This is a genomic window from Butyrivibrio sp. WCD3002, assembly GCF_000424265.1.
GTDB lineage: Bacteria > Bacillota > Clostridia > Lachnospirales > Lachnospiraceae > Butyrivibrio.
Window position 1 is genome coordinate 89,671 of record NZ_AUJO01000007.1, and the last position, 24,256, is coordinate 113,926.

A 24,256-nucleotide genomic window follows, 5' to 3' on the forward strand; every position below is an offset into this window, starting at 1 on the left:
AAATTAGATGTAAGAATATGATTTGAGATGCTGAAAGGAGTAAACAAAATGGCATCACCGTTATTCTGGGGATTGGATTTAGCTAATAAAGGAAACAAATCGATGGGAGAAGCTAAAGATACATTGAACAATGCGCGATCCATATATGATCGAGCAATGGAAAAGTATCAGCATGACTATAAATACACGGTGGATCTTTTTGATGATATTGGAAAAAAAGAACTTAGGATATTAAGTTCTTTTGAATCTTTTTCAGACTTATTTGAAACGATTCAAACTCGCCCTGAATTTCAAGGCAGTATAAATATCGAAAACCCGCTTACAAGGAAGGATTTTGATAGCATGATTAAGGCATCAAAGGGCGCATCGATGCTACTTGATGATAAGGCAATCGGTTCGGTTGGTGCAACTAGCTGTTTTGCTTTGTGCGGTGTTGTAGAAGCGGCTTTTGCAGCGATAAATTCAGCTATGTGTAGAAATACAACTGGTAGCAAAAAGGAGACATTGACTAGAGAAATACTAGTAAGTATGGCAAAAAATACAATACTGGCAGTTGGCGGAAGTGGAATAATGGCAATTGAGCCAGTAATAATTATCGGTGGAATAATAAATAATGTGATAGGGCTTAAAATGTCTAAACAAGCGAATGAGGCATATCAACAGGCTATAAGAGTAGAGAATGAAGTTGAGGAAATACATGAGTATTTAGGAAGGATTGATATTGCAACGAGGTCATTCAGACGTGATTTAAGCAAGATTGGTACTGTCTATGAGGATTATAAAGGCAGACTGAACTATATTATAAATATTGAAAGAAAACGAGAGTGGGAGCAATTTAATGATGACGAGAAAAGAATAGCTGAGATTACAGCTAAATTAGTTGCTGCTCTATATAAGATGCTTAAAGTACAGATAGTTACAACGTGTAAGAATGATGCGACTAAAAAAGAAGTAAATAAAATGGGGATTAATGAGTTACAATTTGACACTAATGAGGTACTTGGCATAATCGGATAGTTTTATTGCAGAAATTAGGAGTTCAATAAATATGGGATTATTTGATGTATTTAAAAAAAAGAAACCAATTAAATCATCTTCTGGTTCCAAGGCAGTATCTGTTGAAAAGGGAGCTACTAAAGACTCTAAAGGGAGCATAAAGGCAGAAAAGAGCAAAGCGAAATCAAATGGGAATGATACGGCGTCTTCTTTTTTTGATGGAAATGTTGTTAGATCAAATAAAACCAAAGTTATCAGGGAAACAGCACAAGGGCACATGACTGTAAATCATAACAAGAGCACAACACCTTCCGATAGTAAAGTATTAAAAGACGAAAGTCATGGCGGCAATAGAAGAGATATTACTAAAGAAAAGTCCAATATAGAAAAAACAGTTCAAGAGGTGCATGAAGCGGGACCCAACGATTCAAAGAATACAAAGCCCGATGAAGAGAAGGTTTTATATGCTAAATCATATGAAGAAGGCAAAAGAGAAACAATAAGAATTTCGAATAGGTACATTATAGAAAAAGGGCTCCAATTGGATGAAGAAGTGGAGCCGTTTGAAATGTCATTTGGCTGTCCTATATACAATGCTAAAATTTTCTGCCATTCGCTTTTGATAGACAAATTAGGAGATTTAACAAAATTTATAATACTTTCGCTATTTTCAAAATATTCAATAGATGAAATACAAGATCTTACGCAAATGGGTGATACGACCATAAAGGAAGAACTTGATTATTTGATTCGTGGAGGATTGATTAATGAAGATCAAATTACATTGACGGAGTTAGGAAAACAATATGGTTGTCTTTTGCAGATATTTAATGAGTATGCTGATGGTATAGAAGTTATATTTAATGAGTATACTAATCTGTTTGAAAAACCACAAAATTACAATTATGAAATGGAATCACATGCAGATCATTTATTAGAAGGTAATGTAGCATTTGCGCTAACCAGAAATGATAATTATTCTAATTCGCTTGATTATGCACATAAGACCATGTTAAAAGGCATTCCTTTTCAAAAAGAAGTAAACGATACACTATATACTACTGTAAAAATAGAGAAAGAAGTGAAAAGGTATAAGACACTATATATTAAAGACCTAAGCAAAGCTTTTTTATACTCTGAAACACAATGTTTGAAGCTTGCTATTCCTTATGATCGTATTACATGTAGATTGAAATATAAAGAGATAGATCAATATAGGGAAAGGTTATCTCTTATAAGGGATTTGAAGTATGAATATCCGGAATTGCTATCAGATAAGGCAAAAAGACTTATTGACATGGAAGATGAAGAAATTATGGTGGAGCCTTTATCCAAAGATGTAAATTTAGTCACTGGGGATATAGAAGATGTGCGCATTGATTTGGAGAGCACTTTGAATAATGAATCTATTTTTAAGGTGGATAGAAAAGACATGCAACTAAAGTTAAGTGGTGATAGGTGCAAGGGGGTGTATTTAGAGGAAAGTAAAAGAGAGCGGGTATTTCAGGTGATTAATTATCCAGTTGATTTAATGGAGGCATATTACGATGAGGAATAAACAAGCATTTGTGTTTATCCCGGAATTAGTAGGGGATTTCAAACATGTAATCGACTTGTCCCAAAATCCAGGGATACTGTATGTGGAAACAGCGATAAAAACCCTACATATGGCATCGAGCCTTTATAGAGCATATGTAGAGCATACTATTACTAATCAACTTGAAGAAGAAGTAAAGAATCTGCAAGAAAGAATAGATGAAATTGAATTACAGAGGATAAAAGATTATGAGTCAGAAATCTTGAATTTAATTGACATCGATTACCAAAGAATAAGGGCCAAACTTGAGGAAAGAAAATTTAACGACGAACAGGTTATAGGATTTATAAGTTGTATCAAAAAAGAATTGGAAAGACTAAATTCTTTTCTAGCTAAGATATCAGATGATGATATTAATTACAATGATTTGGATTTGGTTGAAGAGATGAGGCGTAGATCTTTACGTGATTATAAGAGGATAATAACAGAATTTGTATAGGAGGATAAAAATGTCAAAATACAGTAAAAACAATCAACAAACTACTTCAAATGTAGGTACAGGAGATGAAAAATACAAAAAAATTCTTGGGATTCTTGATGTGGCATTTAAAAACTTGGATATCATTGCTAATGCGTATAACACAGTTGATTATGCTGTCAACAAAAAAAGTACGGAAAAGCAAGATGCTGAAACTCGAGCTAATGAAGTGAAAAATGAGGCTCAAAGGATACATATGGAAGAACAGCAGGAGATTAATAAGCAGCATCTTGAATTGGAGAAATTAAAAAAAGAAATTGAAGAGGGGAAGGATATTAGAAATACAATCAAAGATAACGTTAGCATGCTAAAGGCGGAGTATGAAAAGTACATAAACATGGATGATGAGCGATTTTTTACTGAACAAGTTAATGCGAGATTGTCTGATTTACGCAATCATATAGTAGAAATAACAAGAATACTGATGGGCGCATGATACTTATGAAAGGAGTGCAACAATGAACCCTATTATTGTTGCTGGCGGGATATATCTATCTGCGAAGATTATAAAATTCATTTCTGATGAAATGTCAGAAACGGATCAGAAGAAACAACAAGAGCTTAAAGATAAAATAGAACAAATGCGTTCTGCGATTAGTCAAGATAACTCATCAGAAGAGCGTTTTTCTGCAAAGGATGTTGGTGGAATTAGAGAAGAAGATATTACTCTATCTGCGGCTAAAGACATTGAGTCAAAACGAGAAAAGAATATTTCTCTTTCTTCTGTGAAGGATAGCGGAGCAATACGTGAAAAACAACATGAGCTATATGATTACTTGAAGTCAGAGATAATGTTGCGCAAACAAGAGTATAACGGTCTCTATGATGAGCTCGAAATGACAATAAATGATGTGATCGCAGAAATATCATCTAAGAATAGTGTTAAGACGCCTTTAAGAATGAGTAGTCTTGAATTATTGTTAAGGCAATTGTTAGAAGCTAAACAAAAGTGCAATAGCTATATTGAATACCTGGTTTTATTTCAGAATGGTATTTCTTTAAACAATATAAATAGCATTGATGCTTATCAGATGAAGCTACCAGAAGAATATCCATATGTTGGAAAGATTATCTGGATTAGTTCTGAAGATGTTGCTAGTCGTTCAGTGACATATACAATCGATCATAATATTTCGATATCAGTTCATTTGGAAGATTGTTATGACGAAATAATTGCCGAAAAACAGTATCCTGTAATGATTACGCGTGGTTTACAAAGTCAGTACTACGCTTCGCTTGAAAAAGGTGCATTTAAGGCATATGAGCTGTTTAATACACATTTAGGTTTCACAGCTACTGTCAAAGAAATCCAACGTAAATATGTGGTATTAACATATCAAAAACAATTGGAATTGTATTTATCAAGAGATAGTCTTATCAAGCCGGATAGATTTCCGCCTATTAGGTCTTCTTTGACGGTTTATCCCGTGAAATGGGAATATGATTTAAGGAGTCCTAAATATGGAATGTACCCGGTATCTGTAAGCGAAAGAAAAGAAGACGCAAGTTCTTCTTTCTCATTTAAATGCTTTCCGATTTGTTTCTCAAAGGATGATTTGACCATTTTTGAGAATTATTATAATAAAAACAAACTTACTGGATATGATAAGGAATTTCTTATTGGCCCGGTAAGTATTAAAGACTGTGTTTTAAGAAAGGGGGCACAATTAAAGCTTCAGCTAGGGGATATACCCTTATTAATAATTGAAGTTGATGAATACGCTGATAGAAATGATAAATTGAGGCATTATTTTAGGTTTTCGCGGTTATGTGATTCTGATGAGAAAACTTTTTCCGCGGATGATATTTTTGTGCCATTTGAGGTAAGCCTTTCTCCATATTATGAAGGAACTTCAATTGAAATAATTGAGCAATATATGGATATAGAGGATATAGATGATGTTGGAGCCTTGATATGGGACATTTTTGAAGAGTTTAGAATCCAAAACCAAATAAGAAAGAATCGTGATGGAATAGGTTACTTTTATAAATGGGAAAACATTACTAGTCAATTAATTGAGGCGCTTGAACAAGGTGATAGTATACAGTTAAACGTTAATTGGATTGAATCTGAAAATTGGAATAGCGTCTTTGCAGATGTATTAAATGTTGATGATTTATGTGCGTTTGTTCAGCGTTTTGCTCAAAAAGCAGATGCGGTGACATTGCATGAATGGAAACCACAATTTTTTATTAAAGATGAGATGGAAAATCGCTTTTATGCAACTATAACTGATGGTGGGAAAAGAATCAGGGTGGTTGGTAAAAACGTTTCAAAGAAGTATAAAGGAAACGGATTATGTATTGAATTATTTGCGGCAAATTATCCCTATGCAGAGTATCAGCAGCAAATTGCATTAAGGCAATTTAGAAATGGACAGGTGGTTAATCCAATTATTCAGGCTGCCTGCTTAAATGGCGAATCAATTATCAGTGAATTTGATACCAATAAAAGAGTCCTCGCATTCTATAACTATGCTCTAACTGAAAACCTTTCACAAAAGCTTTCAGTTGAGAAATCATTTATGGAAAAGAACATTTTTCTTATACAAGGCCCTCCTGGAACTGGGAAAACGACAGTTATTAAGGAACTTGTTGAGCAGACTATTGATGATAATGCTGATTCAAGAATATTGATTGTATCTCAAGCAAATGTGGCTGTAGATAATGTTTTGTCGGGGCTTATAAAAAAATACGAGAATCAGATGGTAAGATGTGGAAATGGAAATAAGATTTCTGAAAATCTAAAGTTGATGCGTATAAATGAAAAATGCCGTGAGTATTTAGATGATTTGGACAGTAGAAAACAGTTTTTTGATGAGAAACTGATGGAGGAATGGAGAGAGATAATTCTAGATGATTTGAATGAATATAGTCCCGCATTATTTGAGCTGATATTGCGAAAGCATCATATTATAGGAGCTACATGCGTAGGTCTGGCAAAACGCAATATAGGCCTTGAACGTATGGAATTTGATCTGGTAATAATTGATGAGGCTGGAAAGGCTTTGCCTGCTGAATTATTGATACCTCTAATAAGAGCAAAGAAAGCAGTTATTATAGGGGATCAACGGCAGTTACCACCGGTTATTAATCCTATTTTATATGATGAGGAAAGAATAGATTTAGAAGAAAGAGCCATTTCGGAAAATGAATTGTTTTGTCATAGTTTTTTTGAAAGATTATATGATAAGGCTCCTGAATCATCTAAGATGATGCTAGATACTCAGTATAGAATGCCTGCTGTGATAGGGGATGCTATCAGCAAACTATTTTATGGAGGACTCCTGAAAAATGGAAGTGGAACGCAGGATAGGATACCCGTATTATTTGATTCAAATTTAACTTTTTTGAATTACGATGGAAACAAACAATATTGTGAAACCAAGGATTATAATAATCAAATTTCTAATTTGATTGAGGCAGAGGCGGCAGTTTCAATAGCCAAGCATGTTAGGGATAAAGATTCAAAATGTATAATTGCAGTAATTACTCCTTATAAGGGGCAAAAAAGGTTAATACGCAATACCTTTTTAAAATACGGTATTCATTATCAGCTTGACAATATTTTTGTTGATACTATTGATTCTTTTCAAGGAAGTGAAGCTGATGTTGTTTTGTTTTGTACAACAAGATCCAAGAAGCCAACAATATTCTTTAAGGATTCAAAGAGGTTAAATGTTGCCTTATCGAGGGCAAAGAAAGAACTAATAATATTGGGAAAGCTTGAGTATTTTTATAAGTATAATCGAAGCGAGAGCTGTTTGGCTGATTTGGCAGATTATATCAGAGATAATGGCTGCATAGTGGATGCATCTAAATGCGATAAGACTCATATTGAAATATCTAATACATACACAAATAGTATAATGCTTAGATTGGATGAGATATCTTTACCAACAACATATTATACGGAAACGCTTAATATGAATTTAGTGCAATCTAAGATAGATGAATATTATCGGAATGGAGATTTTCTAGAGCCATTGAAGATTAAAAAAATAGAGAACAAAGAATACATTTTATGCGATTGCTTTGAACAATACCGGGCTGCGTTGGATTTGGCTATCTCTGAATGTTTATGTGAAATTGTTTGAGTATACGAGGATTTATGTATCTCATATTTGGAGAAGCAATTAAAGAGCATGTTCTATGCCTTGCTGAAATGTGGGAAATAATTATGCCACAATCCCATAAGTTTCAATCAGTCTCCAGAAGTAAGAATCGCTTCGCTTTTCCTCATCAACGCTGATGGTATTCCGGTTTCTCATCTGGTATTCATCATGGCCAACAATATAGAGGATAGTATCGTAGAGGGTGCCAAGATCAGTCTGGTAGTGGTATTCCTCTTCGATATGATGTTTGTGGTAAAAGGTATAGCCGCCATGTTCATAGACAAGCTTCCAGCAGTGACCGGTATTGTTAGACTGAAGTTCCATGCTTCTGCCATTTCTGGATAACACAGTGAAATACTGTTTCTCAGGATCATAATTGATCTTACCGGATTTGAGGTTGTGCTTTGAAAATGGGACAAAAAATGTGTACTGCATCGACTGCAGATCTTCGAATGTAAACATAGATATTCCTTTCGTGAAAATAGTAATAGTACTTGTGTGTTGGTGTGTGGTGTGTGTGGAATGAAGACTATTACGATCGTAATAACCGCGCCTGTGAATTGACGCAGGTAACAATTTATCAAAGTGGAAAAGTAATGTAAAGAGGTTTTGAATAAAAAATTATCGTAATTGAAATTTTATTTCCTGGATTATGGAAGATAGGTGAAAAAAATTTTGAAAAGTTTACCTCAACTTTATCCCGACTTTACCCCTATATTACCCCAAGTTTACCCCTCTCGTCACTTTTCAATCGATTTTAGGCATGATATTATTATAATGCGCCAAGTGATACGGATTACAGAAATGAAGTCCGAACCACGAGGCGTTTTTCTTTTGCAAAAGAATATGTTTTTGTTCCGGCACTGTGTTGTGATGAATGCGTCATGACCGGTGCTTTTTTCGTGTCAATAATTATTTGAAAGAGAGAGGAAAACAACATGGATTTTGAAACATTTAAAGAGAATCTGGTAAGGGACGTTAAGGAAGCACTTGATGCAAGAAACGGTGGAGACACACTGGTAGAGACCAGAACTGTAGATAAGATGAACGAGACCTACGAGGCGATCACTGTAAAGCCGGAGGACAGTATCATCGGGGTAAACATCAATGCAACAGCTCTTTACAAGGAATATGAGGACGGAAAGTCATACGATTCTATTGTAGAGGGAGCTGCAGATGTTGCGGATACTGCACTTAAGTCAAGACCTGAGTTTGATGTTGAAGCATTCACTGATTATGACAAGATGAAGGATTCACTTGCCATGGAGGTTGTTTCCAAAGACAGAAATGCGGACCTGCTTGAGACTGTTCCTCATAAGGACATTGAGGACATGTCAGTAGTTTACCGCTTCGTGATCGGAGATACAGCCCAGGGTACAGGAACAATCCTGGTTACAAATCAGATGATTGATAACTACGGAATCACTGCAGATCAGCTCCATGAAGATGCCGTGAAGAATGCTCCTGAGATCAGACCTCTCGTTATCGAGGGAATGGCAGAAGTACTTGCTAAGCAGATGGGAGTTGAGGACCTTGAGATGCTTGGTCTTAACATTCCACCTGAACAGGAGCAGATGTTTGTTGCATCTGTAGAAGGAAACGTTCACGGAGCCGGAGTTCTGGCTTATGAGGATTTCATGGACAAGGCTTCTGAAAGAGTTGGAGGTCAGAGCTTCTTCATTTTGCCCAGCTCTATCCATGAGCTTTTGATTATCCCTGACAATGGCAACTTTGACCTCAAGAGCCTTGAGAACATGGTAAAAGAGGTAAATGCCACAACTGTGGATCCTGCAGACCAGCTCACAGACAACGTATATCACTACGATGCTCAGGACAAGGTATTTGAGCTTGGTGAGAAGTTTGTAGAGCGTCAGGCTGAAAAGGAGACAAAGATCCACGAAGCTTCTGAGAAAAAGTCACTTCTTGGAGACCTTAAGGCAGCCAAGGATGAGGCGGCAAAGACACCTCACAAGGATGCTGCTGAGATCGGCACTAAGACAAAGGGTGAAGCAGCACTCTGATAAAACCATTCACTAATATGGGAATATGATAACAGCGCCGGGCTGATGTGCACACTAAGCCTGGCGCTGTTTTTAAAGACATTTTCTAAGAACGGGGAGAGAAGAGGATGAGTAAAGGCAGAGAACGTCAGAGAGCCAACAAAAGGAAGGCTCAGGAGCGAAAAGCGCTGAACTGTTCAAGGTTTAGCTGCAGGGATTTGAATCCAATTCCGCAGGGAGGGATCAAGCCGCAGAATTGTAAAACGCCTTGTTCATATGGAACAGGAAAACCATTCTGCTATCCATGCATGGCTAAGATCATGGACGAACACAGAAATTCAAGAAAGGCGGCTTAAAGATGGAAGAGCTAAAAATACAGATAGAGCTGGATCCGGTCAATGACAAGATAATCCAGTTTCCGGGGAACACAAGAAAAATAAAGAGCGATATCAGTAATCCAATGGCTCTTGTGGTAGGAACGGATAGTAATTTTCGTACAGTGAGTACCCGAGAGTTGGATAGGATGCTGGAGGCTCTGGGTGATGATGGATTGGCATATTCGCTTTGTGATGATTATGCAATGGTATTTTCAAGCAAAGCCATAGTATATACGGAGTTTGGGAACTACCTTGTGGGAAGTGCCGTGTTTATGAAGACGGGCAGAGATTCCAGGATAAAGGAACTTTCAGATTTGGACATAAAGGCGATAAGAACTCTGTTTGAGAGGAGTCTTGTAAAGCTGAGCTGCGCATCAGTCAGCTTTAAAGCATTTCCGCTTGAACATGACTATGGCGAAGCTGCATGAGGTAACTGCCTATGAATAATGGTGAGACTTCAAAGGAAGCCATAAGGTTTGTGATAAATGTTGCCAGAGTTTCCGGGAGTGGCCTCATAAAGGGAATAAAGATCTATATGAGGAACCATGAAAAGAGACATAATGCTCCGAAAGAAGGTAAGCAGACGGTAAAGGAACTTATTAAACAGGGGCAGGGTGCTTCAAGCATGGAAGTAAGCGGTGAGAGCATCGGAACCTTCAAGAAAATTGCTAACAAATACGGAGTGGATTTTGCGATTGTAAAAGACAAGACAGCAGATCCGCCTCGTTATATGTGTTTTTTCAAGGCTAAGGACATGGATGCCATTACAGCTGTGGTAAAAGAGTATTCTGCAGAGATTGTGAAAAGAGGACAGAAGAAAGAAAAACCCAGTCTTGTTCAGCAGCTCCGTAAGCTTAAGGAAGAAATCTCAAAGAAGCCTCGCAAAGAAAAGACGAGATATAAGGAGAAAGTCAGATGAACAGAAAGCTGAAGAAGAAAATTATCCTTAATATCCCATATGTTGCTGTGGGACTTTTCTGTACCAACCTTGGTGAAGCATGGAGAATAGCATGGGGAAGCAATATGTCTGAGAAAGTCCAGGGACTTGTCCTGTATGGCGGATTAAGTAAGGCATTTGCAAATATGCTTCCAAGTCTTCATCCGTTTGACCTTTGCGTTGGCATAGCTTTTGGAGCAGGTCTTAGGCTTGCAGTCTATATCAAAAGCAAGAATGCCAAAAACTTTCGTCACGGACAGGAGTATGGATCAGCGAGGTGGGGAAAACAGGAGGACATAGAACCATTTGAGGACCCGGTGTTTGCAAATAATGTGATCCTGTCACAGACAGAACGCATCACCATGAACAACAGGCCAAAGGATCCCAAGCTAGCAAGAAACAAAAATGTCCTTGTGGTAGGTGGTTCCGGTTCTGGTAAGACAAGGTTTTTTATAAAGCCGAATCTCTTACAGTTCCACAGTTCCTACGTTTTGACTGATCCCAAGGGAACCGTCATCAATGAAGTGGGAAATGCTTTTGTGCAGGCTGGATACAGGATAAAGATATTCAACACAGTGAATTTCAAGAAGAGTATGCATTTCAATCCGTTCCAGTATATCCATTCGGAGTCTGACATATTGAAGCTTGTAACAACACTCATGGCAAATACCAAGGGTGAGGGCACTCCCGGAGATCCTTTCTGGGAGAAAGCCGAGAAGCTGCTTTATACAGCACTTATCGGCATGATCTATTATGAGGCTCCTGAGGAAGAGAGGAATTTTAATACACTTGTTGAAATGATCAATTCCATGGAGGTAAGGGAGGATGATGAATCATTCCAGAATGCAGTGGATATCCTGTTTTCAAGGCTTGAGAAAAAGAATCCTGATCACTTCGCAGTAAGGCAGTATAACAAATACAAATTAGCTGCCGGAAAGACTGCGAAATCTATTTTGGTTTCATGCGGTGCAAGGCTTGCCTGCTTTGACATTGAGCAGGTTCGTGAAGTTATGAGTTATGACGAGCTGGAGCTTGATACGCTTGGGGATAAGAAGACTATACTGTTCCTTATCATGTCAGATACGGACAGTACTTTTAATTTCCTTATCAGTATCATCTACAGTCAATTGTTCAACCTTCTTTGTGAAAAGGCTGATGATGTGTATGGGGGCAAGCTTCCGGTACACGTTCGCTGCCTCATTGACGAGGCGGCGAATATCGGCCAGATACCTAACCTGGAAAAGCTCATGGCTACCATACGAAGCCGTGAGATATCAGCAGCGCTGGTGCTCCAGGCTAAGTCACAGCTGAAGGCGATATACAAGGATAATGCAGAGACCATCTGTGCAAACTGCGATTCGCAGATATTCCTTGGTGGATCCGAGCAGTCAACGCTTAAAGATATAAATGCTACTCTCGGAAAAGAGACCATTGATATGTATAACACAGGTGAGTCCAGGGGAAGTCAGCCAAGCTACAACATGAATTATCAGAAGCTTGGTCATGACCTTATGAGCATTGATGAGCTTTCCGTAATGGATGGCTCAAAATGTATTGTGCAGGTAAGGGGCGTAAGACCTTTCCTGTCAGACAAATATGATCTTACGCAGCATCCGAACTACAAGTACACAGCGGATGCAGACCAAAAGAACTGGTTTGATGTGGAGAAGTTCCTTAGCCACAGAGTAGTTCTTAAGCCCGATGACGAGTATGAAGTCATCGAGGTAACTGATGAGGATTAAGATCTATTGCCATGTCGATAAAGGGTATGGCTCTAAAGATCTTTTCCTATAAACGCCTGTAAAAGGGCAGGTGTGGCCACACGCCGGAGATCAGTCGACGGGTTTCCAGCAGCAACTATCAACCGGCATCACGGTAAAACGAGTGGTGTCGCTGACAAACAAAAACTATTTGCAGAAAGGAGATACCGTGCTATAATACCTATAGATATTCATAGGGTTATTATAGTACGGTAGAATAATAGCTACTATGGCATTTTTTCAGAGTTCAATCACAACATTGCAGACAATCGTAATCGCCCTCGGCGCAGGCCTCGGAGTGTGGGGCGGAATCAACCTTCTTGAGGGTTATGGTAACGACAATCCGGGTGCAAAATCACAGGGAATGAAGCAGCTCATGGCTGGCGGTGGTGTTGCTCTTATCGGAACAACAGTCGTACCTCTTCTTTCAGGACTTCTTTGATTTGACTATGCGTATAATTCGTGCTACTATATTAGTGAAAGGCAGGTACTATCATGAATGTAGACACGAAGACGCTTGTTTCAATCACTGATGCGAATCACAACTTTTCCAGAGTTACGAAGATAGTGGAAGAGCATGGATCTGCTCTTATCCTTAAAAATAATGCCCCTAAATATCTGATGCTTGATCTGACCACGGTAGATGAGAAGTCGGTCGAAAGTATAATGAAAAAGGCGAGCGCGGGCAAAAAGTCATCCAAGTAACCTGGAAGAGGCTGCATCCTGAATAATGACAACTGAATATAGTAAATACTTTCATGGACTGGTCGTGTGGGAAATCCCATAGCCAGTCCTTTTTTGATTCAACAGAAAATGAAAAGACCAGCGCTTTGCTGGCATTAGAAACAGGAGGGATATTTTGGAAAGAGTATGGCAGGAACTGGAAGAACATCTCAAAGAGTACATAATCCCTTCCCTTATGACGCTGTTCCAGACAATGTTTGGATATGTGAATGATGAAGTCAGTGGTATTGCTTCTGATGTTGCAATGACTCCATCGGCTTTTTCACCATCGGTCTTTGGCATGGTAAGGAATGTTTCGGAAAATGTGATAATGCCGATTGCAGGCATAATACTGACGTTTGTCGCGTGTTATGAGCTGATACAGCTTATCATCAGCTACAACAATCTGGCGAACTTCGAGACATGGTTTATCTTCAAGTGGATATTCAAGACAGCAATTGCAGTGGAGATCATCACACACACCTTTGATTTTGCAATGGCTGTATTTGATGTGGCAAATCATGTGATATCAAGTGCGGGCGGAGTCATAGCTGCTTCCACAGCAATAGATTCCTCGGCTCTTTCATCACTGCAGTCCACACTTGAAGCCATGAATATTTTTGAACTTTTCGGACTGTATTTTCAGGTATCAATCATCTTCATAACAACGCTGATATTATCCAAGATAATATTTGTGATCATTTATGTGAGGATGATAGAGATCTATATGTACGTTTCCATGGCTCCAATCCCATTTGCAACATTCGGTAACAGGGAGCAAAGTGCTATGGGAATGAACTACGTGAAGAGTCTATTTGCCCTTGGTTTCCAGGGATTTCTCATCATGATTTGTGTAGGCATCTATGCGGTGCTCATACAGTCCATAGCATTTACAGGAGATATAGTCGGATCCCTCTGGGGAGTTGTGGGCTATACGCTTCTGCTTGCATTGTCCCTATTTAAGACAAGCACAGTTGCAAAGTCGGTATTACAGTGTATTTAAGGGAAAGGAGTAACAGATATGGCAGCTTCGTACATAAGCGTGCCAAGAGACTTAACAAAGGTCAAAAGCAAGGTGTTCTTGAATCTGACCAAAAGACAGCTCATCTGCTTTTCAGTGGCGGCACTCATAGGAGTACCGTCATTTTTTCTGATAAAGAGTGTGGCTGCGGTCAATGTGGCAGTAATGGGAATGATGGTGCTTATGATGCCAATATTCTTTTTTGCCATGTATGAAAAGAACGGAAGACCTTTGGAAGTATATCTTGGCCATTTTATACAGGCCGTTTTCATAAGGCCAAAGAAACGTCCGTACAAAACGGATAATTATTATGCAGCACTGGAGAGATGTGCTGCTACACAGAAGGAGGTGGAGAAAATTGTTCGTGCTTCCATGGAAGAAAAAAGATAATTCCAGGGAATTTAAAATGCCCGAAGGATTATCGCGAAAACAGCAGGAAGAAGTAAGAGAAATAATAAAAAATGCAAGGAAGAACGATGGGACCCCAAGATCGGCCCAGCAGACACTTTCTTTTGAGAGAATGTTCCCGGATGGTATCTGCAGGGTAGGTAATGATTATTATACCAAGACGATACAGTTCCAGGATATCAACTACCAGCTTGCACAGCAGGAGGATAAGACGGAGATTTTCGAAGAATGGTGCGGGTTCCTGAACTTCTTTGACAGTTCGGTGCAGTTCCAGCTTTCATTCATGAACTTCGCTACAGAGATAGGAGATTTTGAGAAAAAGATAGCGATTCCCCATCAGGAAGATGAATTCAATGATGTAAGGGATGAGTATTCCGGAATACTCCTAAAGAACATGCAGGCAGGTAATAACGGACTTACCAAAGTAAAGTACATTACTTTTGGTATCCATGCGGATTCAATGAAGTCTGCAAAACCAAGGCTGATCCATATTGAGATGGATATCCTTAATAATTTCAAACGTCTGGGAGTAATAGCTGAGACTCTTAACGGAGCACAGCGCCTTGAACTCATGCACAGACAGACACACATGGGAGATAATGCAAAGTTCCATTTCGACTGGAAGTATCTTGTGAACAGCGGTCTTTCAGTAAAAGACTTTGTGGCTCCAAGTTCATTTGAATTTCCTAATGGAAGATATTTCAAGATGGGAGATACTTGGTGTGCAATGAGCTTTCTTTCAATAGATGCTTCCGATGTCAGTGACAGGATGCTTGCAGATTTTCTTGGAATGGAATCCAGTCAGATCGTCACAATGCATCTTAAGTCAGTAGACCAGAACGAGGCTATTAAGACTGTAAAGCATACAATCACCGAGCTTGACAGAAGCAAGATTGAGGAACAGAAAAAGGCAGTAAGAGCCGGATATGACATGGAGATAATACCAAGTGATCTTGCGACTTATGGCAAGGATGCAAAGGCACTCCTTAAGGAATTGCAGTCACAGAATGAGAGAATGTTCCTTCTGACTTTCCTTATCATGAATACCGGAAAGACAAAGGAAGAGCTGGATAACAACTTATTCCAGGCTTCATCCATTGCTCAGAAACATTCATGTAATCTGATAAGGCTAGATTTTCAACAGGAGCAGGGCTTTGTGAGTACTCTGCCTCTTGCGTACAACGAGGTGGATATACAGCGCGGAATGACAACATCAAGCACTGCGATATTTGTGCCTTTCACTACTCAAGAACTGTTCCAGGAACACAGGGGTGCTCTTTATTATGGACTTAATGCACTTTCAAACAACCTTATCATGGTGGATAGAAAGAAGCTTAAGAACCCCAACGGGCTAATTCTTGGTACACCGGGTTCCGGTAAGTCTTTCGCTGCAAAGAGGGAGATTGTAAATTCTTTCCTTGTAACAGACGATGACATCATCATTTCGGATCCTGAGCAGGAGTACAAAGCGCTTGTGGACTACCTCGGAGGTCAGGTCATAAAGATAGCCCCGACATCCACACAGTATGTAAATCCCATGGATATCAACATGAATTATTCAGATGATGATAACCCTGTCATGCTGAAAGTGGATTTCATCCTTTCTCTCATGGAACTTATCATGGGATCAAGGGATGGTCTGCAGCCTACGGAAAGAACCGTAATAGACAGATGCACAAGAGCGGTCTACAGAAAGTATCTGGAGAATCCTGTGCCAGAGAACATTCCGATACTGGAAGATCTTTACAATGAGCTACTTAAACAGGATGAGCCTGAGGCAAAGTATGTTGCAACTGCTCTTGAAATATATGTAAGTGGTTCGCTCAGCGTATTCAACCACAGGACAAACGTAGATATCAATTCAAGGCTTGTATGTTATGATATCAAGGACCTTGGAAAACAGCTTAAGAAGATAGGTATGCTGATAATTCAGGATCAGGTCTGGGGCAGAGTTTCAGCCAACAGAGAGATGGGAAAATCTACAAGGTACATCATGGATGAGATGCACCTGTTACTTCGTGAGGAACAGACTGCAGCCTATACTGTAGAGATTTGGAAGAGGTTCCGTAAGTGGGGCGGCATACCGACTGGCGTTACGCAGAACGTCAAGGACTTCCTCGCAAGTGCTGAAGTTTCCAACATTTTCGAGAACTCAGACTTCATAATCATGCTTAATCAGGCCATTGGTGACAGACAACTTCTTGCCAAGCAGCTCAACATAAGTCCACACCAGCTTTCGTATGTAACACATTCGGGAGAAGGTGAAGGACTTATTTTTTATGGAAATGTCATTCTGCCATTTATAGACAGGTTCCCGAAGGATACCAAGATCTATAAGGCAATTTCCACCAAGTTCTCAGAATCCACTGAGGATAAAGCTGTATAAACAGACAGGAGATGAGTTATGGAAGAAGGATTATACACAAGGAATCCTCCGGGGGAGGAGGATTCTGCATCTCCGGAGGATAAAGCTCCGAGAGTGCATGGAAACAAATTAAAGAATAAGGATTCTGCCAGAAGATATTACGAGAAAAAACTCCGCACAGGGAAAGCTGATAACAGCATGACACCTGAGGAGAAACAGCACAGGGACAAGATAAAGAAGCAGACACAGAAGAAGGCTGCAGAGGTCGAAAAGACAAGGAAAGCAGAGGAAGCAAAGAAGAAGGACCGAAATGTGAGTAAAAGTTCGGGAAATCTTTCGGATGCTGCTTCGAAAACCGCAGCTGGAGTCGGAGTCATGTCAGATGTTGTGAACTCCACTGATGATGGTAAGAGCGAGAGTGCTGTTGCCGAGGAAGTTTTTGATATTGGAGGGTATGTTGCCAGCGGTGCAGTCAGCTATGTTACCTCAAAGGTCAAGAATGGCAAGTATAGCAAGAAGGTCCACGGAAAAAGAGAGCTATCGGGTGGCAGTACGGATGCGGCTAAAGAAAAAGCCAGAAAAGAACTTCAGAGGAAAATGATACAGAAGCAGGCAAAGGCTGCTGAAGGTGGTGTCAAGGCTGGCGAAAAAGCAGGAGAAAAGGCCGGTGATGTCATAAGTGCCGTTGGTGAATGGATGAAGAACTTTGCAGAAGAACATCCTGTGATCAGCATCATTGTTGTCCTGATACTTCTTGTAGTCCTTGTATGTGCAGGCTTTTTAAATTCCTGTGCAGCTATCGGATCCGGAGTTGGTGATGTGACAGTAGTAACCTCTTATACGGCAAAGGATGAGGACATCCTTGAGGTGGAGAATGATTATAAGGAACTGGAAGCAGGTCTGCAGGATGAGATAGATGAGATTGATACGGATGGATATGACGAAGTCAATTACTACCTTGATGAAGTAGGACACAATCCATATCAGCTTGCAGCGATACTTACTGTGATATTTGAGGCTTATACAAGGGATGAGGTTCAGGAAAAGCTTCAGGAGATATTTGATCTTCAATATGAAATCACAACGGAAGAAGTTGTGGAGACCAGATATACTGAGCCTGAAGATGAGGATGAAGATCCAGAGCCTTATGATTATTACATTCTCAATATCTATCTTGTGAACCACATTCTTGATGAAGTGGTGGAGGAACTTGGTTTTACTGATGATGAGATGGCACGTTATGAAGTGCTCCTTGAGACCTTTGGTAACAAGAAGTATCTCTTTGGCGAGGAGGACTATTACAACATCCCTGAAGATCATCCCGGAGACAGGGACGACTACCATGTGCCGGGGGAATATCTTTCAGATGAACAGTTTGCAAGGATGCTCCATGAAGCTGAAAGCCATCTTGGAACACCTTATGTCTGGGGCGGTTACAGCCCTTCGGGATTTGACTGTTCTGGATTTGTTAGTTGGGTAATCAATCACTGCGGTAATGGGTGGAACTTCGGAAGACTCACTGCAAATGGACTTAGGGCAAGAACAGACTATGTCCCCACATCAGAAGCTAAACCCGGAGACCTTATTTTTTTCCAGGGCACATATGATACTGCTGGGGCCAGTCATGTCGGCATATATGTCGGTAACGGAATGATGATCCATGCGGGTAATCCTGTGAAATACTCATCTATAAACACGCCATACTGGCAGAGCCATTTTCTGGAATTTGGCAGGATTGGCGGTTAAGGGAGGACAGATATGTTTGAGAAACTGAATAAACTAAGAACTGAGCATGAAAAGGCGAAAGCGAGGTTCGAAGAAGCCAAGGCTAAGTATGAGGAAGCGGAAGAAAAGCTTAATGCTGAGCTGGCGGCAAGCATCCTTGATGTAGTCGGAAGGAAGGACTTTACGCCTGAGCAGCTTGCAGAGCATCTTGGTGTAGGTGATAAAGAAAAGCCTGCTTCCAAGAGCAAGAAGAAGGAGACTAAGACTGCGGATGTAAAAGAAGAACCGCTGCCGTTTAGTGATGATAACGATGCTCACGATACTGAAAACGAAGAGATTATGGAGGATATCTTAAATGAAAGCTATTAAGTTAATAACTGCCAAGGCAAAGGTACTTGGCTGTTCAGTGGCTCTTATGGGGTCACTTTTTTGTTTTACACCAGTAACAGCGTTTGCAGGCGGACCGGACTGCATATGTGAAACAAAGTGTACAGAAGACCATATCAATCCGGACTGTCCTATTTGTAAGGAGGATTACCGCAACTGTGAGGGTAAGGATCCTGAGATTGAAGAGAAGTGGGGCCCTCTCACTCCTGATGGAAACATGGAACTTGTTGATGATTATGGAAGCCTTGAAGCTGGAGGCAAGCAGTTTATTACTGTCATGACCAAGAACGGCAACTACTTCTACATTATTATTGACCGTGATGATGATGGCAATGAGAAGGTTCATTTCCTCAATATGGTTGATGAGTCAGATCTTTTATCTCTGATGGATGATGAACAGGTCAGTGAATATATAAAGGTTACTGGCATTGGTAAGGAAGAGGAAAAAGAGCCTGAGGTTGTAACGCCCGAGCCACAGCCTGAACCTGAGCCTGAGCCCGTGGTAGAAGAAAAACCGGAAAAGGAACCTGTGAACGTGACAGGAATCATGGCAATCATTCTTATAATCGCACTTGGTGGTGTAGGCGGATTCATGTATTACACATCGACAAAAAATTCCAAGAAGAAATCCAGCGGCGTGGATCCCGACCAGGATTATACAGATGAGGATTATCTTAGGAGCATGAGTTCTGATGATGACGATGATGAGATCAAGCTTGATACCGAGCCTGATGATTCTTCTGGTGACGGAGGTGATGAGTGATGGCTAGAAAGTCAAGATATGTAGCCTATGCAAAGGTTGCAAGAAAAAATGTGAAGGGAACAAAGAAGCAGGAGCCGGTAAAGGCTCCTGCTGGCGTTAAGGGCGAAAGAAAGTAAGAGGAGAATCTTATGGATGAAAAAAGTGCAAAAAACGGCAATGAATACCAGCGCCCATCCAATGAAGAAAAGCTGAAAGAGCTGACGGACAAGCTGCAGGATGGTGTAAAGGCAGTCCGTGACAGTGCAGAATACAAAAAGCTGCTTGCTACAATGGCAAAGTTTCCACATTATTCCCTGAACAACTGCATGCTCATAGCGATGCAAAAGCCAGATGCAACTTTATGTCAGGGATATAATGCCTGGAAAAAGATGGGGCGTTATGTAAGAAAAGGTGAGAAGGGAATAAAGGTAATAGCACCAAGCCCTTATACAATCCAAAAGGAAGTGGATGTGCTGGATTCAAAAGGTCGCCCGGTTCTTGATCAGGACGGGGAGCCTGTGAAGCAGACTAAGGAACTAAATCTTATGGGATTCAAGGCAGAGACAACCTTTGATATTTCACAGACGGAAGGAAAAGAGCTTCCGAGAGTCGGAGTTGATGAGCTTAAGGGCAGCATTGATAAGTATGAGGTCCTTATGGGAGTTCTTAAGGATATAAGTCCTGTTCCTATTGGATTTGAGGACATCAAGAGTGGTGCTAAGGGATATTATCACACAGAAGATAAGAGAATCGCGGTTCAGCAGGGAATGAGTGAGCTGCAGACTCTTAAGACATGCATCCATGAGATTACTCATGCAATGCTTCATGGAGACAATGCAGCCGATATCAGCAAGAATAGGAAGGAACTTGAAGCGGAAGGTACAGCTAGCATAGTGCTTTCCTTCATGGGATATAACACAGATGATTACAGCTATCCATACCTTTGTGGCTACACATCTGATGCTGATATGAAAGAACTTAAGGCTTCCCTTGGAACTATACGGCAGACTTCATCAAGGATCATCAAGAAAATTGAGGATAAGCTTGGTGAGATCTATAAGGAGAGAAATCCTGAGATTGTGGCGGATAACGAGCCTGTTAAGAATGATGCAAAAGAATCTGTGAGGGTTGGTGATGATAGCCCTTTTAGGGATACAGCAGGCTGCACAGTGATAGGAGCAGATGGTAAAGCTACAAAAGCGGAGTCTGTTGTTGCGGAAAGAAAGATACTTGGAACGGTTCGTATTTTACCGGATGGCTGGGGAGGAATGAAGCAGTCGCTTCTTGATAATCTCAGCATACGGAAGAATCAGATAAAAAATGACACGGCTGCTAAAGTAGTAAAAAAAGATAGGGAGGTGTGTTGATGGGAACAGTAGATGATGGCTGGAAGGATGCTTCTGGTTTTGCAGATGAGCTTCCTTTCGGGAGTTTTGAAGATGGCAGTGGTACAACACAGGCTTATGAAGCTGATGATATTGTCGGCAACTGTCCTGTGTGCGGCACTCATGTTGTAGAACGTGAAAAGGGATTCTTCTGCAATAATATGGACTGCAACTTTGCACTTTGGAAGAATAACAGATTCTTCCAGGCTATTGGCAAAGAAATGACCAGAGAAGTTGCGGATGACCTTGTGAACGGTGGAACAGTCAAGCTCATTGACTGCAAGTCACAGAGAACTGGAAATACATTCAGCTGCTACGTTGACCTTACAACTGACGAGGAGGGAAAAGCTCATTTCGAGATTCGATTTCCCAAAGGCGGGCGCAGAAGGGAGTGATATCGTTATGGAAAGAAGAACAGGAACACCCATTGAAAAGTGGGATGATGTTAATGGTAAGACTACAGATGCAACGGCTGTTTCTGTAAATGACCTGTCACAGGGCGAGAGACTTATTCAGCTCCGTGAGAGTACAGGTATGAACAGAACAGAGTTTGCAGATTATCTCGGTATTCCTTACAGAACAATGCAGGACTGGGAACGTGATGCACGTACCATGCCAAATTATGTTTTTGCTCTTATCGAGTATAAGGTTACTGCTGAGTTTGGTTTAAGAGTTCCCCAGGAACTTGATCCCAACACAATCGGTAATGTCAGACGAGGTCTTGAGGACCAATTGGAGCAGAACGACAATATGATTGGTGATGGTGTGATCAACAATGTTGCTACTCAGAATACTGTAGAGAACATGAAGGATGACAACGCCAATGGCATTCCTGATGAACAGGAAGAACTTGGTGCGGTGGCATCACATGAAAAGAGCAAACCATTTCATGTAAGTGTGGCTGAGAAGGAAGAAAAGACATCTCTCCTGAAGGAGCTGCGCGATTGCATCCCAGAACCTTCAGAACGTCCTCACAGAGCATTACATCCCGAACTGGTACTGTGATATGGCAGTAAGTTATGGCGAGAGCATCCTTATCAAGATGACTCCAGAAGATATCAATGCTATAAAAGTCAAGATGGAACAGGCTGGTATAAAGAATCGTAGTGCTTATATCAGAAAGATGGCAAGGGATGGTTACGTCATCATGCTTGATTTGTCTGACATAAAAGAAGTAATCCGTCTGCTTAGAATAAACAGCGATACCCTCAGCCTTTGCGCAGAAAAGATTAATGATAGCGGTGCTGTTTCTCTGGAGGACATAAAGGAACTCCAATCACAACAGGAAGAAATCTGGGAAGCCGTTAGAGGAATACTTGAAAGATTAGGAAATATAGCTTAGGTTTTGCGGCCATGGGGAAGGTTTATAACTTTTCTTGTGGCCGCTTTTCTGATTCTGTTTGATGGTATAATGTTAGAGAACTTATATTCCAGCATAATTGACGACGGAGCGATTGGGGAAAATGATTGAAAAATCTAAAAAGAATCATTCTTGTAAAAAACAAATCAGTGGTGCTATGGCATTCATAGTCTTGATGGGGATAGTCAGTCTGTTTTCTGATATGACTCATGAAGGTGCTAGGAGTATTTTGGGGGAATACTTGAATCTTGCTGGTGCTTCAGCAGCGACCATAGGATTCGTATCCGGATTTGGTGAATTATGTGGCTATTCTCTGCGTCTATTATCAGGATTTATAGCTGATAAAACCAAAAAGTATTGGACTTTGGTAATTGTCGGTTATACTCTTCAGGTTTTAGCAATTCCGGCTCTGGCGCTGATTCCTGAAAATGGCTGGATCATAGCATGCGGACTGATCATTATGGAGCGGATCGGAAAGGCTGTAAAGAAGCCGGCGAAGAATACACTTGTCAGCTTTGCTGCAAGTGAAGTAGGTACAGGTAAGGGATTTGCATTTCAGGAATTTTTGGATCAGCTTGGAGCTTTTCTTGGTCCGGTTATTCTATTTGTGATAGCTGCGGTGAAGGGCACTGGCAGCTTGTTTTCAACATATAGAGTTTGCTTTGCAATACTTGGAATTCCGGCATTGATTACGATTGCGCTGGTAGTTTTTTCATGGATCAGATATCCGAATCCTGAGATGTTTGAAAAAACGAAGGAAGAGTCAGAGGAGTTCCATCTTAAGAAGTCGTTTCTATATTATATGATTGCTATATGCCTGTTTGCCTTCGGATTTGCCGATTTTACGCTTATAACTCTTCATGCAGCGAATACGCAGGCATTTCCAGACTCGACACTTAGTCTTCTATATGCTGCAGCAATGGCAGTTGATGCTTTTGCCGCACTGTTCTTTGGATGGCTGTTTGATAGGATTGGACTTAAGGCACTAATTGCTTCTACAATCTGCAGCGCATTCTTTTCATGTTTTATATTTATTACAGGAAATCCGATACTTATTGGTATTGGTATCATTCTATGGGGAATAGGAATGGGTGCGCAGGAAAGTATAATGAAAGCGGCTGTCAGCAAGATAATCCCGCGAACAATGAGAAGTACAGGCTTTGGAATATTTGAAACAGGATTTGGAATAGCATGGTTTCTTGGAAGCTGGATGTTGGGAGCCTTGTATGATTTCAAGCCTGTGAGCCTTGTCGCAGTTTCTGTCACGGCCCAGCTTATGGCGGTTTTATTTTATGTGATATGCATAAAACGTCAAAAGAAAGAATAATATTGCAGGATAACTGACTAATAGGAGTGTTGATAAATGACAGTAAAAGAATTATTTGAGAAATATTGCACTAAAGACGAGTGGGGATATTGCTGCCATGGACATGGCATTAAGCTAACTCCGGCTTCAGAGGAAGAAATAAAAGCGTTCAGAGATTTATGCGATAAATATGGTGTAGAGCAGAGGGTAGTCTCTGAATTGGAAGAATACTACAAGCAAACTAATAACTTCTTTGATTACTTTAAGTGTGATGAAGAAGATTTATTTACATGGTGGGAAGATGATGATCAAAGATCCATATGGCTTGGCTGCGTGGATTGTGACAGTTTCATCTATGACGATATCACTCACAAATATGCAATTGGAGCGGCAGGCGACAATTCTATTGGAGAATACGATACATTAATGGAGATGCTTGAATCATATCTTAAAGAAGGCTACGAGAATGGTTGGAACAATTAAGATTATACCGGAATTTAAAGATTCGATAGCATTACAGTTAGTACCATTTTGCATTTGGTAAATTATTGGATTGAAGGTAAGGACAAGTAAT

General features: G+C 40.3%; 25 protein-coding genes. 24 read left to right on the forward strand and 1 reads right to left on the reverse strand.

Going from position 1 to position 24,256, the window contains the following annotated elements; translation table 11 throughout:
- Positions 1-48 precede the first annotated feature (48 nt).
- The 5 genes from G608_RS0109780 to G608_RS22450 are packed head-to-tail and all read left to right on the forward strand — an operon-like array spanning position 49 to position 7,168.
- Entirely contained in the window at positions 49-1,017 is a 969-nt protein-coding gene (locus tag G608_RS0109780) for a hypothetical protein (protein ID WP_026495874.1), read from the forward strand.
- Positions 1,018-1,048: 31 nt separating this feature from the next.
- Complete coding sequence (locus tag G608_RS0109785) at positions 1,049-2,554, forward strand: hypothetical protein (RefSeq protein ID WP_026495875.1); 1,506 nt, start codon at positions 1,049-1,051, stop codon at positions 2,552-2,554.
- Positions 2,544-3,032 (forward strand): hypothetical protein, encoded by a 489-nt coding sequence (locus G608_RS0109790; protein ID WP_026495876.1) that lies wholly within the window; start codon positions 2,544-2,546, stop codon positions 3,030-3,032. The genes G608_RS0109785 and G608_RS0109790 overlap by 11 nt, the downstream gene beginning before the upstream one ends.
- A 10-nt stretch (positions 3,033-3,042) precedes the next feature.
- Positions 3,043-3,507, forward strand: a complete 465-nt coding sequence (locus tag G608_RS0109795) for a hypothetical protein (protein WP_026495877.1) — start codon at positions 3,043-3,045, stop codon at positions 3,505-3,507.
- Between the two features lie 22 nt (positions 3,508-3,529).
- Positions 3,530-7,168 (forward strand): AAA domain-containing protein, encoded by a 3,639-nt coding sequence (locus G608_RS22450; protein WP_051209126.1) that lies wholly within the window; start codon positions 3,530-3,532, stop codon positions 7,166-7,168.
- A gap of 81 nt (positions 7,169-7,249) precedes the next feature.
- Here the strand turns inward: G608_RS22450 and G608_RS0109805 are convergent, their stop codons facing one another.
- On the reverse strand, positions 7,250-7,648 hold the full coding sequence (locus G608_RS0109805; protein ID WP_026495878.1) for a hypothetical protein: 399 nt from the start codon (positions 7,646-7,648) through the stop codon (positions 7,250-7,252).
- 476 nt (positions 7,649-8,124) lie between these two features.
- Between G608_RS0109805 and G608_RS0109810 the strand changes: the two genes are divergently transcribed.
- The 19 genes from G608_RS0109810 to G608_RS0109905 all read left to right on the forward strand — a co-directional run bounded on the left by G608_RS0109810 (position 8,125) and on the right by G608_RS0109905 (position 24,165).
- On the forward strand, positions 8,125-9,207 hold the full coding sequence (locus G608_RS0109810; protein ID WP_026495879.1) for a DUF5688 family protein: 1,083 nt from the start codon (positions 8,125-8,127) through the stop codon (positions 9,205-9,207).
- 107 nt (positions 9,208-9,314) lie between these two features.
- Positions 9,315-9,542: a hypothetical protein gene (locus G608_RS0109815; protein ID WP_022766320.1), complete on the forward strand. Its 228-nt coding sequence runs from the start codon at positions 9,315-9,317 to the stop codon at positions 9,540-9,542.
- 2 nt (positions 9,543-9,544) lie between these two features.
- Entirely contained in the window at positions 9,545-9,991 is a 447-nt protein-coding gene (locus G608_RS0109820) for a hypothetical protein (protein WP_022762215.1), read from the forward strand.
- Between the two features lie 11 nt (positions 9,992-10,002).
- The gene (locus G608_RS0109825; RefSeq protein WP_022762214.1) at positions 10,003-10,482 is read left to right on the forward strand and encodes a PcfB family protein; all 480 of its coding nucleotides are present in this window, start codon (positions 10,003-10,005) and stop codon (positions 10,480-10,482) included.
- Complete coding sequence (locus tag G608_RS0109830; RefSeq protein WP_026495880.1) at positions 10,479-12,242, forward strand: VirD4-like conjugal transfer protein, CD1115 family; 1,764 nt, start codon at positions 10,479-10,481, stop codon at positions 12,240-12,242. The genes G608_RS0109825 and G608_RS0109830 overlap by 4 nt, the downstream gene beginning before the upstream one ends.
- 247 nt (positions 12,243-12,489) lie before the next feature.
- A complete protein-coding gene (locus G608_RS0109835) occupies positions 12,490-12,702 on the forward strand; it encodes a Maff2 family mobile element protein (RefSeq protein ID WP_022762212.1) in 213 nt (70 codons plus the stop codon).
- Positions 12,703-12,755: 53 nt separating this feature from the next.
- Complete coding sequence (locus G608_RS0109840) at positions 12,756-12,965, forward strand: hypothetical protein (protein ID WP_026495881.1); 210 nt, start codon at positions 12,756-12,758, stop codon at positions 12,963-12,965.
- A gap of 154 nt (positions 12,966-13,119) precedes the next feature.
- Complete coding sequence (locus G608_RS0109845) at positions 13,120-13,986, forward strand: VirB6/TrbL-like conjugal transfer protein, CD1112 family (RefSeq protein ID WP_022766324.1); 867 nt, start codon at positions 13,120-13,122, stop codon at positions 13,984-13,986.
- A gap of 18 nt (positions 13,987-14,004) precedes the next feature.
- Complete coding sequence (locus tag G608_RS0109850) at positions 14,005-14,394, forward strand: PrgI family protein (RefSeq protein ID WP_026495882.1); 390 nt, start codon at positions 14,005-14,007, stop codon at positions 14,392-14,394.
- Positions 14,395-14,410: 16 nt separating this feature from the next.
- Positions 14,411-16,798, forward strand: a complete 2,388-nt coding sequence (locus G608_RS0109855; RefSeq protein ID WP_026495883.1) for a VirB4-like conjugal transfer ATPase, CD1110 family — start codon at positions 14,411-14,413, stop codon at positions 16,796-16,798.
- 18 nt (positions 16,799-16,816) lie between these two features.
- Positions 16,817-18,523: a C40 family peptidase gene (locus G608_RS20750; RefSeq protein ID WP_051209128.1), complete on the forward strand. Its 1,707-nt coding sequence runs from the start codon at positions 16,817-16,819 to the stop codon at positions 18,521-18,523.
- Positions 18,524-18,535: 12 nt separating this feature from the next.
- Entirely contained in the window at positions 18,536-18,871 is a 336-nt protein-coding gene (locus tag G608_RS0109865) for a DUF4315 family protein (protein WP_026495884.1), read from the forward strand.
- Positions 18,858-19,652, forward strand: a complete 795-nt coding sequence (locus G608_RS0109870; RefSeq protein ID WP_051209130.1) for a DUF4366 domain-containing protein — start codon at positions 18,858-18,860, stop codon at positions 19,650-19,652. Before G608_RS0109865 ends, G608_RS0109870 begins: the two co-directional genes overlap by 14 nt.
- A gap of 128 nt (positions 19,653-19,780) precedes the next feature.
- Positions 19,781-20,998, forward strand: a complete 1,218-nt coding sequence (locus tag G608_RS20755; RefSeq protein WP_051209134.1) for an ArdC-like ssDNA-binding domain-containing protein — start codon at positions 19,781-19,783, stop codon at positions 20,996-20,998.
- Positions 20,998-21,411, forward strand: coding sequence for a hypothetical protein (locus G608_RS20760; protein WP_035795239.1), 414 nt, complete (start codon positions 20,998-21,000; stop codon positions 21,409-21,411). Before G608_RS20755 ends, G608_RS20760 begins: the two co-directional genes overlap by 1 nt.
- Before the next feature lie 7 nt (positions 21,412-21,418).
- On the forward strand, positions 21,419-22,021 hold the full coding sequence (locus tag G608_RS24290) for a helix-turn-helix domain-containing protein (protein WP_035795241.1): 603 nt from the start codon (positions 21,419-21,421) through the stop codon (positions 22,019-22,021).
- Between the two features lies 1 nt (position 22,022).
- The gene (locus G608_RS0109895) at positions 22,023-22,358 is read left to right on the forward strand and encodes a plasmid mobilization protein (RefSeq protein ID WP_035795244.1); all 336 of its coding nucleotides are present in this window, start codon (positions 22,023-22,025) and stop codon (positions 22,356-22,358) included.
- A gap of 121 nt (positions 22,359-22,479) precedes the next feature.
- Positions 22,480-23,703: an MFS transporter gene (locus G608_RS0109900; RefSeq protein WP_022762199.1), complete on the forward strand. Its 1,224-nt coding sequence runs from the start codon at positions 22,480-22,482 to the stop codon at positions 23,701-23,703.
- A 36-nt stretch (positions 23,704-23,739) separates the two neighbouring features.
- On the forward strand, positions 23,740-24,165 hold the full coding sequence (locus G608_RS0109905; protein WP_022762198.1) for a hypothetical protein: 426 nt from the start codon (positions 23,740-23,742) through the stop codon (positions 24,163-24,165).
- The last annotated feature ends 91 nt before the right edge of the window (positions 24,166-24,256 follow it).

Excerpts from the sequence above, each read along its gene's own strand:
- G608_RS0109780 (WP_026495874.1), top strand. The coding sequence starts at position 49 with ATGGCATCACCGTTATTCTGGGGATTGGATTTAGCTAATAAAGGAAAC.
- G608_RS0109785 (WP_026495875.1), top strand. The coding sequence starts at position 1,049 with ATGGGATTATTTGATGTATTTAAAAAAAAGAAACCAATTAAATCATCT.
- G608_RS0109790 (WP_026495876.1), top strand. The coding sequence starts at position 2,544 with ATGAGGAATAAACAAGCATTTGTGTTTATCCCGGAATTAGTAGGGGAT.
- G608_RS0109795 (WP_026495877.1), top strand. The coding sequence starts at position 3,043 with ATGTCAAAATACAGTAAAAACAATCAACAAACTACTTCAAATGTAGGT.
- G608_RS22450 (WP_051209126.1), top strand. The coding sequence starts at position 3,530 with ATGAACCCTATTATTGTTGCTGGCGGGATATATCTATCTGCGAAGATT.
- G608_RS0109805 (WP_026495878.1), bottom strand. The coding sequence starts at position 7,648 with ATGTTTACATTCGAAGATCTGCAGTCGATGCAGTACACATTTTTTGTC.
- G608_RS0109810 (WP_026495879.1), top strand. The coding sequence starts at position 8,125 with ATGGATTTTGAAACATTTAAAGAGAATCTGGTAAGGGACGTTAAGGAA.
- G608_RS0109815 (WP_022766320.1), top strand. The coding sequence starts at position 9,315 with ATGAGTAAAGGCAGAGAACGTCAGAGAGCCAACAAAAGGAAGGCTCAG.
- G608_RS0109820 (WP_022762215.1), top strand. The coding sequence starts at position 9,545 with ATGGAAGAGCTAAAAATACAGATAGAGCTGGATCCGGTCAATGACAAG.
- G608_RS0109825 (WP_022762214.1), top strand. The coding sequence starts at position 10,003 with ATGAATAATGGTGAGACTTCAAAGGAAGCCATAAGGTTTGTGATAAAT.
- G608_RS0109830 (WP_026495880.1), top strand. The coding sequence starts at position 10,479 with ATGAACAGAAAGCTGAAGAAGAAAATTATCCTTAATATCCCATATGTT.
- G608_RS0109835 (WP_022762212.1), top strand. The coding sequence starts at position 12,490 with ATGGCATTTTTTCAGAGTTCAATCACAACATTGCAGACAATCGTAATC.
- G608_RS0109840 (WP_026495881.1), top strand. The coding sequence starts at position 12,756 with ATGAATGTAGACACGAAGACGCTTGTTTCAATCACTGATGCGAATCAC.
- G608_RS0109850 (WP_026495882.1), top strand. The coding sequence starts at position 14,005 with ATGGCAGCTTCGTACATAAGCGTGCCAAGAGACTTAACAAAGGTCAAA.
- G608_RS0109855 (WP_026495883.1), top strand. The coding sequence starts at position 14,411 with ATGCCCGAAGGATTATCGCGAAAACAGCAGGAAGAAGTAAGAGAAATA.
- G608_RS20750 (WP_051209128.1), top strand. The coding sequence starts at position 16,817 with ATGGAAGAAGGATTATACACAAGGAATCCTCCGGGGGAGGAGGATTCT.
- G608_RS0109865 (WP_026495884.1), top strand. The coding sequence starts at position 18,536 with ATGTTTGAGAAACTGAATAAACTAAGAACTGAGCATGAAAAGGCGAAA.
- G608_RS0109870 (WP_051209130.1), top strand. The coding sequence starts at position 18,858 with ATGAAAGCTATTAAGTTAATAACTGCCAAGGCAAAGGTACTTGGCTGT.
- G608_RS20755 (WP_051209134.1), top strand. The coding sequence starts at position 19,781 with ATGGATGAAAAAAGTGCAAAAAACGGCAATGAATACCAGCGCCCATCC.
- G608_RS20760 (WP_035795239.1), top strand. The coding sequence starts at position 20,998 with ATGGGAACAGTAGATGATGGCTGGAAGGATGCTTCTGGTTTTGCAGAT.
- G608_RS24290 (WP_035795241.1), top strand. The coding sequence starts at position 21,419 with ATGGAAAGAAGAACAGGAACACCCATTGAAAAGTGGGATGATGTTAAT.
- G608_RS0109895 (WP_035795244.1), top strand. The coding sequence starts at position 22,023 with ATGGCAGTAAGTTATGGCGAGAGCATCCTTATCAAGATGACTCCAGAA.
- G608_RS0109900 (WP_022762199.1), top strand. The coding sequence starts at position 22,480 with ATGATTGAAAAATCTAAAAAGAATCATTCTTGTAAAAAACAAATCAGT.
- G608_RS0109905 (WP_022762198.1), top strand. The coding sequence starts at position 23,740 with ATGACAGTAAAAGAATTATTTGAGAAATATTGCACTAAAGACGAGTGG.